The sequence below is a fragment of the Actinokineospora bangkokensis genome (assembly GCF_001940455.1).
Classification (GTDB): domain Bacteria; phylum Actinomycetota; class Actinomycetes; order Mycobacteriales; family Pseudonocardiaceae; genus Actinokineospora; species Actinokineospora bangkokensis.
In genome coordinates, this window is record NZ_MKQR01000009.1 from 707,378 (window position 1) to 723,635 (window position 16,258).

Annotated in this window: 15 protein-coding genes; 8 read left to right on the top strand and 7 right to left on the bottom strand. The window is 74.2% G+C overall.

Annotated elements, in window-relative coordinates; translation table 11 throughout:
- Nucleotides 1-124 precede the first annotated feature (124 nt).
- Nucleotides 125-796, top strand: coding sequence for an O-methyltransferase (locus BJP25_RS11005; RefSeq protein ID WP_075974703.1), 672 nt, complete (start codon nucleotides 125-127; stop codon nucleotides 794-796).
- Between the two features lie 29 nt (nucleotides 797-825).
- Here BJP25_RS11005 and BJP25_RS11010 read toward each other — a convergent pair whose 3' ends face one another.
- Nucleotides 826-1,935 (bottom strand): winged helix DNA-binding domain-containing protein, encoded by a 1,110-nt coding sequence (locus BJP25_RS11010; RefSeq protein ID WP_075974704.1) that lies wholly within the window; start codon nucleotides 1,933-1,935, stop codon nucleotides 826-828.
- Between the two features lie 61 nt (nucleotides 1,936-1,996).
- Here BJP25_RS11010 and BJP25_RS34820 point away from each other — a divergent pair, with 61 nt between their 5' ends.
- The 3 genes from BJP25_RS34820 (at nucleotide 1,997) to BJP25_RS11025 (ending at nucleotide 4,891) form a co-directional block, all read left to right on the top strand.
- Entirely contained in the window at nucleotides 1,997-2,968 is a 972-nt protein-coding gene (locus tag BJP25_RS34820) for a helix-turn-helix transcriptional regulator (protein ID WP_075974840.1), read from the top strand.
- Between the two features lie 414 nt (nucleotides 2,969-3,382).
- Nucleotides 3,383-3,868 carry a sucrase ferredoxin gene (locus BJP25_RS36145; protein ID WP_269844536.1) on the top strand — a complete coding sequence of 162 codons (486 nt, stop codon included), beginning with the start codon at nucleotides 3,383-3,385 and terminating at the stop codon, nucleotides 3,866-3,868.
- Between the two features lie 141 nt (nucleotides 3,869-4,009).
- Complete coding sequence (locus BJP25_RS11025) at nucleotides 4,010-4,891, top strand: phosphatidylinositol-specific phospholipase C (RefSeq protein ID WP_075974705.1); 882 nt, start codon at nucleotides 4,010-4,012, stop codon at nucleotides 4,889-4,891.
- A gap of 143 nt (nucleotides 4,892-5,034) precedes the next feature.
- On the opposite strand, the gene BJP25_RS11030 is transcribed toward BJP25_RS11025, so the two are convergent.
- The 5 genes from BJP25_RS11030 to BJP25_RS11050 form a co-directional block, all read right to left on the bottom strand.
- Nucleotides 5,035-6,312, bottom strand: a complete 1,278-nt coding sequence (locus tag BJP25_RS11030; RefSeq protein ID WP_084793871.1) for an SPFH domain-containing protein — start codon at nucleotides 6,310-6,312, stop codon at nucleotides 5,035-5,037.
- A gap of 128 nt (nucleotides 6,313-6,440) precedes the next feature.
- Nucleotides 6,441-6,899, bottom strand: coding sequence for an NfeD family protein (locus tag BJP25_RS11035; protein WP_075974706.1), 459 nt, complete (start codon nucleotides 6,897-6,899; stop codon nucleotides 6,441-6,443).
- A gap of 134 nt (nucleotides 6,900-7,033) precedes the next feature.
- The gene (locus BJP25_RS11040; protein WP_075974707.1) at nucleotides 7,034-7,846 is read right to left on the bottom strand and encodes a DUF3097 domain-containing protein; all 813 of its coding nucleotides are present in this window, start codon (nucleotides 7,844-7,846) and stop codon (nucleotides 7,034-7,036) included.
- A 123-nt stretch (nucleotides 7,847-7,969) separates the two neighbouring features.
- On the bottom strand, nucleotides 7,970-9,145 hold the full coding sequence (locus tag BJP25_RS11045) for an MFS transporter (RefSeq protein ID WP_075974708.1): 1,176 nt from the start codon (nucleotides 9,143-9,145) through the stop codon (nucleotides 7,970-7,972).
- A complete protein-coding gene (locus BJP25_RS11050; protein ID WP_233157999.1) occupies nucleotides 9,135-9,899 on the bottom strand; it encodes a DeoR/GlpR family DNA-binding transcription regulator in 765 nt (254 codons plus the stop codon). The genes BJP25_RS11045 and BJP25_RS11050 overlap by 11 nt, the downstream gene beginning before the upstream one ends.
- A gap of 366 nt (nucleotides 9,900-10,265) precedes the next feature.
- Between BJP25_RS11050 and BJP25_RS11055 the strand changes: the two genes are divergently transcribed.
- The 4 genes from BJP25_RS11055 to BJP25_RS11070 all read left to right on the top strand — a co-directional run bounded on the left by BJP25_RS11055 (nucleotide 10,266) and on the right by BJP25_RS11070 (nucleotide 15,270).
- Nucleotides 10,266-11,138 (top strand): HalD/BesD family halogenase, encoded by an 873-nt coding sequence (locus BJP25_RS11055; RefSeq protein ID WP_075974709.1) that lies wholly within the window; start codon nucleotides 10,266-10,268, stop codon nucleotides 11,136-11,138.
- Nucleotides 11,139-11,237: 99 nt separating this feature from the next.
- Nucleotides 11,238-12,068: a methyltransferase domain-containing protein gene (locus tag BJP25_RS11060; protein WP_075974710.1), complete on the top strand. Its 831-nt coding sequence runs from the start codon at nucleotides 11,238-11,240 to the stop codon at nucleotides 12,066-12,068.
- A gap of 220 nt (nucleotides 12,069-12,288) precedes the next feature.
- Nucleotides 12,289-14,130, top strand: a complete 1,842-nt coding sequence (locus BJP25_RS11065; protein WP_233158000.1) for a choline/carnitine O-acyltransferase — start codon at nucleotides 12,289-12,291, stop codon at nucleotides 14,128-14,130.
- A 126-nt stretch (nucleotides 14,131-14,256) separates the two neighbouring features.
- Entirely contained in the window at nucleotides 14,257-15,270 is a 1,014-nt protein-coding gene (locus tag BJP25_RS11070; protein WP_075974712.1) for an alcohol dehydrogenase catalytic domain-containing protein, read from the top strand.
- Nucleotides 15,271-15,462: 192 nt separating this feature from the next.
- Here the strand turns inward: BJP25_RS11070 and BJP25_RS11075 are convergent, their stop codons facing one another.
- Nucleotides 15,463-16,257, bottom strand: a complete 795-nt coding sequence (locus BJP25_RS11075; protein WP_143218983.1) for an SCO1664 family protein — start codon at nucleotides 16,255-16,257, stop codon at nucleotides 15,463-15,465.
- Nucleotide 16,258: the final 1 nt, after the last annotated feature.

A 16,258-nucleotide genomic window follows, 5' to 3' on the forward strand; every position in this document is an offset into this window, starting at 1 on the left:
GGGGCGGGTGGTCCGGCTCGGGGTGCGGTGGGTCGGGTCGGTGGGGTGGGTGGTGGGTGGTGGTGGGAGTGCCCTTAGCGTGGGGTGTGCCGGGTCCTGTCCGGGGCCTGGGTGGTGGCGAGGGATGGGGTGGGTCGTGCAGCAGGAGTGGTCGCGGGTCGACGAGTACCTGGTGTCGGCGTTGGTGGAGCAGGACGAGGTGTTGACGGGGGCGTTGGAGCGGGCGCGGGCGGCGGGGTTGCCGCCGATCGATGTGGCGCCGAACCAGGGGGCGTTGTTGCACCTGTGGGTGCGGGCGTTGGGGGCGCGGCGGGTGTTGGAGTTGGGGACGTTGGGCGGGTATTCGACGATCTGGATGGGGCGGGCGTTGCCCGCGGGTGGGTCGTTGGTGACGTGCGAGGTGTCGGCGGAGCACGCGGCGGTGGCGCGGGAGAACTTGGCGGTGGCGGGGTTGTCGGAGGTGGTGGACGTGCGGGTGGGGCCTGCGGTGGAGACGTTGGAGGGGTTGGTGGGGGGTGAGCCGTTTGACTTCGTGTTCATCGATGCGGACAAGGAGAACAACCCGTCGTACTTCCGGTTGGCGGTGGGGTTGACGCGGCCGGGTGGGGTGATCGTGGTGGACAACGTGGTGCGGGGTGGGGCGATCGCGGACGAGGGGTCGGTGAACCCGCAGGTGGTGGCGACGCGGGAGATGAACCGGTTGATCGCGGCGGAGCCCCGGGTGGTGGCGACGGCGGTGCAGACGGTGGGGTCGAAGGGGTATGACGGGTTCGCGTTCTTGCTCGTGACGGGGTGAGGGTCCGCAGATGGGGTCGGGGGTGGTCGTCAGGGGGTGTGGAGGGTGACCTCGTGGGTGAGGTCGGGGTCGGTGGTGGTGAGCAGGTGGTGGGCTTCGGCGGTGAGGTCGTGGCGGGCCTCGGTGGTGGTGCGGGTGTGCTGGGTGATCTCGATGGTGGCGGTGCGGCGGGTGCGGCGCAGGCGCCAGGTGCCGGCGATGTGGCCGTCGACGAGGGTGGTGGCGGGGATGACGCCGTTGGGGCCGCCGAGGACGTGGGGGCGGACGGTGTCGGGTAGGACGCGGGTGCGGTCGGCGTGGGAGAGGATGAGGTTGTCGTAGTCGGCGATGAGGCGGGCGGGTGCGGGGGTGTCGGGGTCGGGGCGGGGTGCGTCGGGCAGGTCGTGCAGGACGGTGCCGGTGTCGGTGGTGTAGGTGCGCAGGTGGGGGGTGAGGCGGTCGAAGACCTCGGTGAGACCGGTGAGGCCTGACCAGGTGCGGGCGTCGGCGGGGGTGGCGGGGCCGTAGGCGGCGAGGTAGCGCAGGACGAGGTCGTCGATGGTGGTGGGGGGTCGGGTGGTCGGGGGGAGCCAGGTGTCGGTGGGTGCGTGGGCGGCGGGGCCGGGGGTGCGCCAGAGGCCGCGTGGGGGGATCTGGGTGAGGGAGGTGGTGTTGCGGACGATCATGGCGAGGCGGTCGGCGGGGTGGCCGGGGAACTCGGTGGCCAGTGCGGTGCCGAGTTCGGCGGCGGTCATGGGGCGTTGGGTGAGCAGGGTGCGGCCGCGGGTGGTGATGGCGGTGATCTGCTCGGGGGTGAGGGTGCGGACGGTGGGGCCGCCGTTGGTGCGGGTGGCCTTGTCGTGGAGGGGTTGCAGGAGGGGGCGCAGGGTGTGGGCGTCGTCGGTGGTGACGAGGTGGAGGGTGCCGCGCATGAGGGAGAGGCGGGCGGCGGCGCGGGTGCGCAGGAGGTCGGCGAGGTGGTCGGGGTGGAAGTCGGTGAGGCGGGCGTGGAGGCCGAGGTAGGGCGGGTCGGGGGCTTGGGCTTGCAGGCCGATGAGGTGGTGGAGGGCTTGGGCGGGGGTGAGGGGGTGGCGGTGGAGGAGGAGTTGGCGGGCGAGGTAGGCGCGGTTGAGGGCGCGGGGGGTGAGGCGGTCGGGCACGGGTGCAGTGTGGCGGGTCTTGCGGACAGGTGTTGTCCGGGTGGGGTGGGATGCTGGGGTGGTGATGGAGACGTCGGCGCGGTTGTTGCGGTTGTTGTCGTTGTTGCAGACCCGGCGGGATTGGTCGGGGGCGGAGTTGGCGGTGCGGTTGGGGGTGACGGACCGGACGGTGCGGCGGGACGTGGACAAGCTGCGGTCGTTGGGGTACCCGGTGAACGCGGTGGCGGGGACGGCGGGTGGGTACCGGTTGGGGGCGGGTGCGGCGTTGCCGCCGTTGCTGCTCGACGACGAGGAGGCGGTGGCGGTGGCGATCGGGTTGCGGACGGCGTCGACGGGGGCGGTGGCGGGGATCGAGGAGACGTGCGTGCGGGCGTTGGCGAAGTTGGAGCAGGTGTTGCCGTCGCGGTTGCGGGAGCGGGTGCGGGCGTTGGGGGCCTCGACGGTGCCGTTGGTGGCGGTGGGGCCGGTGGTGGACCCGGGGGTGTTGACGGTGTTGGCGGCGGCGGTGCGGGATCGGGAGCGGGTGCGGTTCGACTACCGGTCGCACGGTGGGGAGTCGTCGCGGCGGGATGTGGAGCCGTTGCGGTTGGTGCACACGGGTCGGCGGTGGTACTTGATCGGGTTCGACGTGGACCGGGGTGATTGGCGGACGTTCCGGGTGGACCGGTTGGAGCCGAGGGTGCCGACGGGGCCGCGGTTCGCGCCGCGGGAGCCGCCTGCGGAGGATCTGGCGGAGTACGCGCAGCGGGGGTTGACGGTGCGGGCGTACCCGGTGCAGGCGACGGTGTTGTTGCGGTGGTCGGTGGAGCGGGCGCGGGAGGTGATCTCGGTGACGTCGGGGCAGTTGGTGGCGGTGGATGAGGGGTCGTGCCTGTTGACGGCGGGGGCGCCGTCGTGGGAGGGGATGGCGTCGTGGTTGGGGATGTTGGGGTGTGAGTTCGAGGTGGTGGGGTCGCCGGAGTTGGCGGAGGCGTTGGTGCGGGTGTCGCAGCGGTTGGGGCGGGCGTCGGGGCGGGGTGCCGGGTCCGGGTGAGCGGGTGGGGGTTGTGGTGGGTGGTGGGATGGGGGTGTCAGTGGGTGGTGTCGTGGGGAGGGGGTCGTGGTGTCGGGTGCGGTGTGCCGGGTGGTGTCGCGGGTGGTGGGTGAGCCGTTGGCGGGAACGGCGGCGGTGGCGTCGGGGTGGGTGTGCGTGGAGCAGCCGGGGCCGTGGGGGCGTGAGGTGGTGGTGCCGGGGGTGGGTGCGCCGGGGGTTCGGGTGGTGTTGATCCGTCGTCCGGGTCGGGCGGTGGTGGCGGGGTCTCGGCGGGTGTTGGTGGCGTCGACGGTGCCGGGGTCGGAGTGGGTGCGGGCGGGTGTGGTGGAGGAGTTGGCGGGGTTGGACGTGGCGGGTGTGGGGGTGGGTGAGCACGGTGGGTGGGGTGTGCCGGTGTCGGGGCCGGTGTTGTTGGTGTGCACGAACGGTCGGCGGGATGTGTGTTGTGCGGTGGTGGGGCGGCCGGTGGCGGCGGGGTTGGCGGAGGAGTTCGGGGAGGCGGTGTGGGAGTCGACGCACTTGGGTGGGCACCGGTTCGCGCCGACGGGGTTGTTGTTGCCGTCGGGGTATGCCTACGGGGGGTTGGACGTGGAGCGGGGGCGGGTGTTGTTGGGTTCGGAGGGGGTGGTGGTGCAGGGGTGTCGGGGGCGGTCGACGTGGTCGGCGCCGGGGCAGGTGGCGGAGTTGGCGGTGCGGGAGTCGGTGGGTGTGGTGGGGTCCGGGGAGTTGGTGGTGCGGTCGGTGGTGGCCGGGGGCGGTGGGTGGTCGGTGGAGGTGGGGCACGTGGACGGGCGGGTGTGGCGGGTGGCGGTGGCGGAGCGGGAGTTGGGGGTGCGCCCGGCCAGTTGCGGGGCGGCGCCGACGCCGGTGGTGGCGCACGTGGTGACCGGGATCAGGTGACCTGGGCCGGGTGATCGGGGTCGGGTGATCGGGCAGGGTTGCCGCCCGGGTGGGCGGTGCTGGTTGGCGGACTGTTGTGGTGTCCGGTTGGTGGCCGACATGATGCGGTGATCGGACACCGGGCGAGGCGAGGAGTCGGGCATGGGTGCGCTGCTGTCGCGGCGGGGGTTGCTGGTCGGTGCTGCCGCGGGTGCGGTGGGGGTGGCGCTCGGTGGCCGGGTGGCCTCGGCGGCGGTGGTGCCGGGGGCGGCGGACTGGATGGGGGCGCTGGGGTCGTCGACGCCGTTGACGCGGGTGTCGATCCCAGGCACGCACGGGTCGGGGACGCGGGTGGGTGGGGCGGCGGTGGCCAACCAGGACCTGTCGATCGGTGAGCAGCTGGCGGCGGGGGTGCGGTTCCTCGACATCCGGTGCCGGTTGTTCGAGGGGTCGTTCTCGTTGCACCACTCGTCGTTCTACCAGCGCCTGAACTTCGACGACGTGCTGGTGGCGTGCCGGGACTTCCTGGCCGCGCACCCGGGTGAGGTGGTGCTGATGCGGGTGAAGCAGGAGTACTCGACGGAGTCGGACGCCGCGTTCGGGGCGGTGTTCGCCGGCTACGCCCAGCGGTACCCGGGGCTGTTGCGGACGGGGTCGGCGGTGCCGTCGGTGGGTGAGGCGCGCGGGCAGGTGGTGGTCGTGTCGGACAACGGCGGGGTGCCCGGGATCGGGTGGAACTCCCCCGCCGTGGACCTGTCCGACGACTACGACATCGCGACGCTGGCGGACCTGGAGAACCGCAAGTGGCCGGGGGTGGCGGCGCACTTCGACGCGGCGCGGGCGGCGGGCGCGGAGAAGCTGTTCATCACGTTCACCTCGTCCTGGGGGTGGGCGTTGTGGCCGCGGGACGCCGACAGGGCGATCTGGCCGAAGGTGTCGGGGTACCTGGACGCGCTGGAGACGGCGGTGGTGGGAGTGGTGCCGGTGGACTTCACCACGGCGGCGAAGGCGCGGCAGGTCTACCGGTTGAACTTCGGTCGCTGAGGCGGCACGGGCCCACGCGGGTCAGCGCCACCCGGTCCTCCCCCACCGCGTCGCCCGCCACGGCCTGACCGGCGGCGGTGGGCACGTCCTGGGTCTGGTGCCCGCCCCGGGCCGGGGGTGGCTGGGGTGGGCACCAGGCTGGGTCAGGGCTGCTGGGGCGGTGCCAGGGGGTTGCGGACCGGGCGGGTGATGTCCGGGTCGGCCAGTGGGGTCGGGGTGGGTCCGGAGGTGACCTGGCGGGGTTCCTCGGCGCCGCGGGTGACCGCCGGGGCGGCCGGGTTCGGGGCAGCGGTGGCCGGGGTGGCGGGGGTGGCCAGGGGTGATTCGACCTCCTTGCGGGCGACCTCCTCGGCGGCGCGCACGGCCTCGGCGACGCGGGGGTCGGTGGAGGTGTCGAACCAGGAGGCGACCTCCTCCTCGTCGGCCGCGGGGTCGGCGGCGGGGGCGGTGTCGGTGGGGGGCTCGTAGCGGAACACCCCGTCGTCGCCGCGGGCGCCGAGTTGGCGGGCGAAGCCCTCCAGGGCCTTGGAGAAGTCGGTGGGGATCATCCACACCTTGTTGGCGTCGCCCTGGGCCATGGTGGGCAGGGTCTGGAGGTACTGGTAGGCCAGCACCTCCGGGGTGGGCTTGGACGCCTTGACCGCGGCGACGACCTTCTCGATGGCCTTGGCCTGGCCCTGGGCCTGCAGGTAGCGGGCGGCGCGCTCGCCCTGGGCCTTGAGGATGCGGGACTGGCGGTCGGCCTCGGCGGCCATGATGGTGGCCTGCTTCTGGCCCTCCGCGGCGAGGATCTGCGCCTGCTTCTGGCCTTCCGCGGTCTTGATGGCCGCTTCGCGCTGGCCCTCGGCGTTGAGGATGATGGCGCGCTTCTCCCGGTCGGCGCGCATCTGCTTCTCCATGGAGTCCTGGATCGACGGCGGCGGGTCGATGGCCTTGAGCTCGACGCGGGCCACCCGGATGCCCCACCGGCCGGTCTCGGCGTCGAGCACCCCGCGCAGCTGGGAGTTGATGGAGTCGCGGGAGGTCAGGGTCTCCTCCAGGGACATGCCGCCGACGACGTTGCGCAGCGTGGTGGTGGTCAGCTGCTCGACGGCGACGATGTAGTTGGAGATCTCGTAGACCGCGGCCCGGGAGTCGGTGACCTGGAAGTAGACGACGGTGTCGATGGAGACGGTGAGGTTGTCCTGGGTGATGACCGGTTGCGGCGGGAAGGACACGACCTGCTCGCGCAGGTCGATGCGGGCGCGCACCCGGTCGAAGAAGGGCACCAGGAAGTTCAGCCCGGGTTCGGCCACGGTGCGGAACCGGCCCAGGCGCTCGATCACCGCCGATTGCGCCTGCGGGATCACCAGCACCGACTTGACCAGCACGATCAACACGAACACGACCACGATGATGGCGACGATGACTGTCGGCTCCACTCGCGGACCTCCCTACCCTGCGTCGTCAAACCCTGCGTCGACAGTCTCGCGTCGACAGTCCTTGCCTCGTCGAACCTTGCGCTTGTCCTGCTGTCCTCGCCCGCGCCTGCCCCCGGGGCGCGGTCGCCTCAGTCGCCGTCCGGCCCCGGCGGCAGGCCCGGTGGGTGGTCGGCCCACACCACCGCGGTCGCCCCGGCGATCTGGACGACGGTGACCGCGGTGCCGGGGGTGAGGACCTGCTCGGGGTCCATCGACCGCGCGGTCCACTCCTGCCCGTTGAGCCGCACCAGGCCGCCGTGGGCGTCCACGGTGGACAGCACGGTGGCCGGGGCGCCGAGCAGAGCGGCGGCGTTGTCGGTGACGTGGCGGGTGGTGAGCCGGTGGCGCAGCGCGGGCCGCGCGGCGGCCAGCAGGCCCAGCGCCGAGGCGGCGAAGACCGCCGCCGAGACCAGGGTCGAGCCGAACAGCGCCTCCGCGCCGCCGCCGAGCAGCGCGGCGACGCCGAGCATGAGCAGGACCAGGTCGCCGGAGAGCGCCTCTGCCACCACGAGCGCGATCCCCGCGATGACCCACACCAGCGCCGCCATGCCCCCATCCTCCCCCACCGGCGGCCCGGCGGGGGGCGCGGCGGTGACTTGTGGCCCTACCGCGACCCGGCGGGGTCGCGTGGTGCCATCCTCGCACCGCGGGCCGACGCCCGGGGCCGGTTGTCCACAGGGGGTCAGCCCGCGGGTTCGGTGACGAAGTCGATCAGCCGTTCCACGGCGCCGATCAGCGGGGGCTGCACGTCGCGGAAGGTGGTCACCGCGGCGCGGACCCGCCGCCAGCCCTCGGCCGGGTCGCCCCAGCCCAGCGCGTCGCAGACCCCCTGCTTCCAGTCGAGCCCGCGGGGCACGCGGGGCCAGGCGTCGATCCCGAGGGCGGCGGGGGTGACCGCTTCCCAGATGTCGACGTAGGGGTGGCCGGTGACCAGGACGTTCGGGTCGTCGAGGGTGTCGACGAGGCGGGTTTCCTTGCTGCCCGCGACCAGGTGGTCGACCAGGACGCCGACGCGGCGCAGCGGTGAGGTGCCGAAGGCGGCGAGCGCGGCGGGCAGGTGGTCGACGCCGTCGAGGGGTTCGACGACGATGCCCTCCACCCGCAGGTCGTGGCCCCAGACCCGTTCGACCAGCTCGGCGTCGTGCACGCCCTCGACCCAGATGCGGGAGGCGCGGGCGGTGCGGGCACGCAGGCCCTCCACGCGCACCGACCCCGACGCCGAGACCCGGCGGGCGGGGGTGGTGGGGGCGGGTGCGGGGCGGACGAGGGTGACGGGGCGCCCGTCGAGGAGGAACCCGGCGGGGGTCAGCGGGAACACCCGGTGGCGGCCGTGGCGGTCCTCCAGCACGACGGTGTCGCGTTCCAGGCGCACGACCGCGCCGCAGAACCCGGTGGCCGGATCCTCGACCACGGTGCCGGGGGTGGCGGGCACCTGCGGGATCGCGCGGGCGGGGGCGGGCTTGAGGATGTCGCGGCGGTAGTCGTGGGGGCGCACGCGGTCACGCTAGGCCGTGCTCCACAGGCCCGCCACCCGCCCCCGCGTCCCCCGCCCGGCATTCACCCACCTGACACCGCGGCCGCCTGACATCACGGCCGCCTGTACCGCCCGACGCGGCTCCTAGCCGGCGAGTGGGCGTGGGCGCAGGACCGACGCGCCCAGGGCGCCGACCGCGCACAGCAGCACGGGCAGGGCGAACGCGGCGTTGAGCGGGACGAGCCCGGTCAGGGCGCCGATGGAGGCGGGTCCGGCGAGCAGGCCGAGGTAGCCCATGCCGACCACGCGGGCGACCAGGACCGCCGAGGAGCGGGACCCGAGGTTGCCCGCGGCGGTGAACAGCTGCGGGACGCACCCGGACAGGCCGATGCCGAACACCGCCCACCCGGTGATGGCGAGCGCGGGCCAGGGTGCGGCGGCGGCGGTGGCGAGGCCGACCGCGGCCAGGGCGGCGCCCCAGCGCACCACCCACACCGCGCCGAAGCGGCCCGCGACGGGGTCGGCGGTGAAGCGGCCGATGGTCATGGCCACCGAGAACGCCCCGTAGGCCAGGGCGGCGGTGCCCGGGGGTGTGCCCAGGACGTCGCGCAGGTGCACCGAGGCCCAGTCGTAGGCCACGCCCTCGGAGAGCATGAGGGCGAAGGCGAGCCCGCCGAGCAGCCACACCAGCCGGGTCGGGGGGCGTTCGGCGGGGGTGGTGTCGTCGGGGTCGCCGCGGCGGGGGTCGCCGGGCAGCAGCGCGCGGGCGAAGGCGACGACGGCGACCAGGCAGACCGCGGCGACGGCGAGGAGGGTGGGCAGCACCGGGACCCGGCCCAGGACCAGGGCGCCGACCGCGGCGGCGAGGGCGCCGCCGACGGAGAACACGGCGTGGAAGGCGGACATGACCGGGCGGCCGTAGGCGCGTTCGACGTCGACGGCGTGGGCGTTCATGGCCACGTCGAGGGCGCCGTTGCCCAGGCCGAGCACGACCAGGGCGGCGGCGAGGGTCCAGGGGCCCCTGGCCAGGCCGGGGCCGATGATGGCCAGGGAGATCAGGGTGGCGGCGGCGGGGACGACGACGCGGTGGCCGAAGCGGTCGGTGAGGGCGCCGGTGGCCTGCATGCCCACGAACGCCGAGCCGCCGAGGACCAGCAGCAGCGCGCCGAGGGTGGCGTGGCTGATGCCGGTGTCGTGCTCGATGACGGGGATGTGGACCACCCACATGCCCAGGACGAACCCGTTGAGGCCGAAGTAGCCCCAGGTGGCCACCCGCGCCGCGCGCGGGGGCGCGGTCGGGGCGGACTGCTCAGCAGACACGCACCGTCACCCCTCTCTCCTGCAGTTCTGCCCGGTCGGGTGCCGGGGCGGTGGCGTCGGTGAGCACCGCGTGGGCGGTGTCGGCGGGGAAGACGCGGGCGAGGGCGACCTGCCCCCACTTGCCGCCGTCGGCGGCGACGAGGACGCGGCGGGCCGCGGCGGCGGCCTCCTGCTTGACCTGGGCGTCGGCCAGGTCGACGGCGGTGAGCCCGGCGGTGGTGTCGAACCCGCAGGGGCTGAGCAGGGCGACGTCGAAGCGCAGGGCGCGCAGGGAGGCCAGGGTGAGCGGGCCGACCAGGGCCAGTTCGCCGGGGCGGGGTTCGCCGCCGGGCAGCAGGACGCGGGTGACGGGGTCGTCGAGCAGGACGCGGGCGGCGTGCACCGACAGGGGCATGACGGTGACCGGTCGCCCGCGCAGGGCGCGGGCGACCTCGACGGCGGTGGTGCCGGAGTCGAGGACGACAGCCTCGCCGTCGTCGACCATGGCCGCCGCGGCGGCGGCGATGCGGCGCTTGGCGCCGGTGGCGTCGCGGGCGCGTTCGGCGAAGGGGACCTCGACGGCGCCGGGCAGGGCGGCGACGGCGCCGCCGTGCACGCGGCGGACGAGGCCGGTGGCGGCGAGGGCGTCGAGGTCGCGGCGCACGGTCATCTCGGAGGCGCCGGTGCGCGCGGCCAGGGCGGAGACCTCCACGACCTCCACCGTGCCCGCGCGCAGCGCGGCGAGGATCACCTGCCTGCGTTCGTCGGCTCGCACCCCACCATCCTCGCACACATGGGATGTTCGTTCGCACACCTGGGGTGTTCGGGATGGGGGTGCGGTGGTCCGGCCGGACAAGGCGGCGGCCATTGTCGGGGCGATCTTGGGCAAGCGCGCACGAATGCGCCCGCGCCGGTGGCCAACCGGGTGCCAAAAACGCGGCGATAGGCACCGTTCGGCGGTACAAAACCGGTCGTGAGCAGGAAGGATGCGAGCGACCACCGGGGTGGGTCGCCCGTGTGTCAGACCGGTCACAATCGTGATCACCCCAATGGAAACACTGTGCTAGACCCTTTCGGAAGCCGCGTCGGACAAAGGGGCGGACGAGGCGTTCACCCGCGCGCGGGGGAAGGACGGGCACGAATGGCGCAGTCGCTCGGACAGCAGCGAGCCCTCCAGGAGGTCGTCGACACCGACCGGTACCCGCTGCACGACCCGGGCGGCGCCGTGCTCGCCGCGGTCGTCGAGCGCGCCAGGGCCGAGCTGCGCGAGCGCGGGTGCACCGTGCTGCCCGACTTCATCCGCCCCGAGCAGCGGGCCACCCTGCGCGCCGAGGGCGAGGCGGTCGCCCCGCACGCCCACTACGAGCCCGAGACGGTCAACGCCTACAACATCGCCGTCGACGACACCCTGCCCGCCGACCACCCCGCCCGGCGGGCCATGGTCCGCGGCAACGCCTTCGTCGCCCGCGACCTGCTCCCCCGCGACTGCCTCATCGAGCGGCTCTACACCGACCCCGGCTTCGGCCGGTTCGTCGCCGACTGCTTCGAGCTGCCCGCCCTGCACCCGCTGGCCGACCCGCTCTCGGCGCTGTGCCTCAACGTCATCCCCCCGGGCATGGCCCACCCCTGGCACTTCGACACCAACGAGTACACCGTCTCCATGCTCACCCGGGAGTCGGAGTCCGGCGGTCAGTTCCACTACTGCCCGGGGATCCGCTCTGCGGAGGCGGAGAACCTCGACGACGTGCGCGCGGTGCTCGACGGCGACACCACCGCGGTGCGGGAGCTGACCCTGCGCCCCGGGGACCTGCAGCTGTTCAAGGGCCGGTTCTCCCTGCACCGGGTGGATACCGTCACCGGCGCCACCGCCCGGCACTCGGCGATCTTCGCCTACAGCGAGCGCCCCGGGGTCATCGGCAGCGTCGAGCGCACCCGCCAGCTCTTCGGCCGGGTGCTGCCCGCCCACCACGCCGCCGCCGCGGCCCGCGTGCGCGGCGACGCCCTCCTCGACTGACCCCCGGCGCGACCGCCACCCCCGGCGCGACCGGCACCCCGGCCCGCGCCGCCCCCGCGCGCCCCACCCCACCGGAACCACCAGCGAGGAGCACGCCCCGTGGAGTACGACGACACCGGCAAGACCTCCTTCGACCACATCTACACCCAGCCCGACCCGCGGTCCTACTTCGCCGCCCTGCGCGAGGTCGACTACCGCATCCCCGACCTGGCCAAGCCCTACTTCGCCAAGCTCGTCGCCGAGTACCGCCAGACCCAGGACACCCCCACCCCGCAGGTGCTCGACATCGGCTGCTCCTACGGCATCAACGCCGCCCTGCTGCGCGCCGACACCACCATGGACACCCTCTACGACCACTACACCGACCCCGCCCGCGCCGGGCTCGACCGCGCGGGGCTGCTGGCCCAGGACCGGGCCCTGCTGCACCCGGGCGAGGGGGGCGAGGACATCCGGGTGGTCGGGTTCGACGCCTCCGCCCCCGCCCTGGCCTACGCCAGGGAGGCCGGGTTCCTCGACGACACCGTGCACGCCGACCTGGAGACCGCCGAGCCCACCGAGGCGCAGGCCGCGGCGCTGGCGGGCACCGACCTGGTCATCTCCACCGGGTGCGTCGGCTACGTCACCGAGGCCACCCTGGTGCGCGTCGCCCGCGCCCAGGGCGGGCGGCTGCCGTGGATGGCGCACTTCGTGCTGCGCATGTTCCCCTACGACCCGATCGCCGAGGCGCTGGCGGAGCTGGGCTACGAGACCACCGCGGTGCCCGGGGCGTTCAAGCAGCGCCGCTTCGCCTCCGCCGACGAGCAGACCCAGGTGCTCGACACCATCGCCGCCGCCGGGGTCGACCCCACCGGCCTGGAGACCGAGGGCTGGCTCTACGCCGAGCTGCACCTGTCGCACCCGCGCGGCACCACCCCCACGGCGCTGGCATGATCCACCGACCATGATCGACACCCCGGGGCCCCCGCCCGCGGCCGCGGCGCCACCGGGTGGGCACCCGGGGTGATCACGGCGTTATTGCGCACCGACGACCGCACCCCAGATGATGACCCCCGCGTCCCACCGGGACCGCACCGCACCAGCACCACCACAACACCACCACCACGGACAGCAGCACAACCGGACAGCACCACCGGCGCGAAGAAGGATGACAGTGACCAGCACCCAGGCCTCGACGGGCACCGCGGCGACCACCGAGTGGTCCACCAGCACCTTCGGCAACGAGGAGCGGCTGCCCCGGGTGCCGCTGCCCACCCTGGACGACACCTGCGCCCGGTTCCTGGACTGGTGCGCCCCGCTGCTGACCCCCGAGCAGCTGGCCGCCACCGAGGCCGCCGTCGCCGAGTACCTGGCCGAGGGCTCCCCCGCCCGCGCCCTGCACGCCGACCTGGAGCGCTTCGACGCCGAACCGGGCACCCGCAGCTGGCTCGACGTGTTCTGGCCCGCCCGCTACCTGGGCCGCCGCGACCGCATCGCGCTCAACGCCAACTTCTTCTTCCTGTTCCAGGACACCGACGCCGACCAGTTCACCCGCGCCGCCGAGCTGATCACCGGCGCCGTGGCGTTCAAGCTGGCCCTCGACGCCGAGGCCGTGCCCCCGGTGCTCCAGCGCGGGCAGGCGCTGTCGATGGAGCAGAACAAGTTCCTGTTCTCCGAGACCCGCATCCCCGGCGCCGAGCAGGACACCGTCCGCGTCCCCTACACCGACCAGTGGCCCGGGCCCTCCACCGCCCGCCACGTCGTCGTGTTCAACCGCGGCAACGCCTTCGCCCTCGACGTCATCGGCCCCGACGGCGCCCCGTACTCCCCCGAGGACCTCAAGGCCGGGCTCGCCGAGGTCGTCAAGGCGGGCGGCAACTCCCCCGCCGCCCCCGACACCACCGTCGGGTCGCTGACCACCAAGGCCCGCGCCGAGTGGGCCGCCACCCGCGCCCGGCTGCTCGCCGACCCGGGCAACGCCGCCTCGATCGACACCATCGAGACCGCGCTGTTCGTCGTCAACCTCGAGTCCTTCGCCCCCAAGGACGTCCAGGCCGCCTGCGACCACCTGCTGCACGGCGACTCCGGCAACCGCTACTTCGACAAGTCGGTGTCGTTCATCGTCTTCGCCGACGGCCGCGCCGGGATCAACGTCGAGCACTGCGGCCTCGACGGCACCACCATCCTCAGCTTCGTCGACGCCGTCCTCGGCCGCGGCGCCGAGGAGCACGCCGCCGCCTCCGGCGCCCGCACCCAGGGCACCCCGCCGGTGCGGCTGCTGGAGTTCACCCTCGACGACGAGCTGCGCGCCGACATCGCCGCCGCCCGCCGCGCCTTCGCCGAGTACGGCGCCGCCACCGCCACCCGCACCGTGTCCTTCCCGGACTTCGGCACCAAGGTCGCCAAGAGCCTGAAGATGTCGCCCGACGCGTTCGCGCAGCTGGCCTACCAGCTCGCCCACAAGCGCGCCAAGGGCATCACCGGCGCCACCTACGAGTCCATCGCCACCCGCCAGTACCAGAACGGGCGCACCGAGGCGATGCGCGTGGTCACCCCCGAGGTGCTGGCCTTCGTCGCCGCCATGGAGGACACCGGCGCCGACGCCGCGGCCAAGCGGGCGGCCTTCCGCGCCGCCGCCGAGGCCCACGTCGCCCGCGCCAAGGACTGCCAGCAGGGCCGCGCCCCCGAGCAGCACCTGTGGGAGCTCCAGCTCATCCAGAAGCGCCGCGGCGAGCAGCTCGGCGCCACCGGGCACCTGTCGCTCTACGACAGCCCCGGGTGGACGGTCATGCGCAACGACTACCTGTCCACCAGCTCCGCGCCCTCGGTCAACATCCAGTACTTCGGGTTCGGCTCCACCAGCCCCACCTGCATCGGCATCGCCTACGTGCTGTTGCCCGACCACCTCAACATCTACCTGTCCACCCCCGCCGCGGTCGCCGAGCAGATGCACACCTTCGCCGAGCACCTGCGCGACGCCGTCACCGAGCTGCGCGACCTGCTCGCCTCGGAGTAGCCGCCCCCGGCGCGCCCGCCCGAACTGGTTCCGGGGCGGGCGGGCGCGCCACCGGCCTCATCGGACTGTTTGCCCCGCGAGCACCACCGGGTACCTCCCGGCCACACGCCCCCGGGGAGGACCAGCATGACCACGATGCGCGCCGTGCAGTTCCCCCACCCCGGCGGCCCGCTGCAACTGGTCGAGCGGGAGGTGCCCGAGCCGGGGCCCGGGCAGGTGCGCGTCACCGTGCAGGCCTGCGGGGTCTGCCACGCCGACACCACGACCAGGGACGGCGCACCGGCCTACCCGATCGTGCCCGGCCACGAGGTCGTCGGCGTCGTCGACGCCCTCGGCCCCGACGTGCCCGGGACGTGGGCGCCCGGCGACCGGGTCGGGGTGGGCCGCTTCGGCGGCGGGTGCGGGCACTGCGACCGCTGCCGCCGCGGCGACGCGATCACCTGCCCCACCGGCCGCGTCCCGGGCACCACCGTCGACGGCGGCTACGCCGACGCCCTCGTCGTCCCCGCCGCCGCCCTGGCCAGGGTGCCCGACGCGCTGGCCGCCGAGGAGGCCGCGACCCTGCTCTGCGCCGGGGTCAGCGCCTTCCACGCCCTGCGCTCGAGCCCCGCCCGCCCCGGCGACCGCGTCGCCGTGCTCGGCCTCGGCGGCCTGGGCCACCTCGCGGTCCAGTTCGCCGCCAAGATGGGCTGCGAGGTCATCGCCATCTCCCGCGGCGCCGACAAGGCCGCGCTCGCCCGCGAACTCGGCGCCCACCACCACATCGACCCCGACACCGTCGACGCCGGCAAGGCACTGTCCGCCCTCGGCGGCGCCCGCGTCGTCCTGGCCACCACCACCAGCGGCCCCGCGGTGTCCACCGCGCTGACCGGGCTGTCCCCCCGCGGTCAGGTCACCGTCTTGGGCGCGGCCGCCGAACCCCTGCGCGTCGGCGCCACCGCCCTCATCGGGGCCGCCACCTCCATCACCGGCCACCCCTGCGGCACCGCCATCGACTCCGAGGACACCATGCGCTTCTGCGTCCTGACCGGGGCCCGGCCCCTCGTCGAGACCCTGCCCCTGGAACGCGCCGCCGACGCCTTCGACCGCATGCTCTCCGGCCGCGCCCGCTTCCGCGTCGTGCTCACCACCGGCAACTGACCCCGTGCCGGGTGGTCGTCGCAGTTCGGCCGCGCGGCGTCTCAAGTGCCTGGTGCGGTGGCAGGCTTGTGCGACTACGACGATCAACCGGCACAGTGGACAGACGGGTTCGGCGGTGTGGCCCGCACGCGAACGGTCGTGACTGCCCGCGTCCAGCAACCCCTCCCCGACTGCGCCGGGCGGCGGTGGTGGTCAGAACGCGGGCCAGGGGATCGGGTAGTGCGACTCGTCCGGCGACGGGTACACCGGGGTGTTGATCAGCCGCGACACCCGCGACCGCAGCGCCTTGAGCTCCGCGCGGGTGATGTGCTCGCCCAGGTCCTCGGCCAGCGACCCCGACAGCGCCGAGCGCAGGCGCACCAGGGCCTCGACGACCTCGTCGCCGAAGGGCTCCTCTGCCCACCCCCACAGCACGGTGCGCAGCTTGTGCTCGGAGTGCAGGCTGATGCCGTGGTCGACCCCGTAGACCCCGCCGTCCGCGCCGAGCAGGACGTGCCCGCCCTTGCGGTCGGCGTTGTTGATCACCACGTCCAGCGCGGACAGCTTCGCGATCGCCGCGGAGTCCGAGTGCGCCAGCACCGCGGGCTCGCCGTCGGCGTCGCGGGCGCGCAGGATCGCCTTCCACCCCGCGGGCAGCTCCGCCGGGGCCACCACGTCGACCAGGGCGCGCTCGTCGTCGGTGTCGACCCACAGCTGCACCATCCCCGGGCCCAGCGGCCCCGAGCGCAGCACCGTCGGCGGGATCAACCCCAGCCCGGAGGCCTCCGACACCAGGTAGGCGCCCACCTCCCGGCCTGCGAGCGTGCCGTCGGGGAAGTCCCACAGCGGGCGCTCACCGCGCACCGGCTTGTACACGCACTGGGCGGCCACGCCGTCGGCCTCGATCGCGCAGAACAGGGTCGCGTTGGAGGCGTCGACCAGCCTGCCCTCGATCTCCAGGGTCCCGCGCCGCAGCAGCTCCAGCGCGTCGGGGTCGGTGGGCAGCACC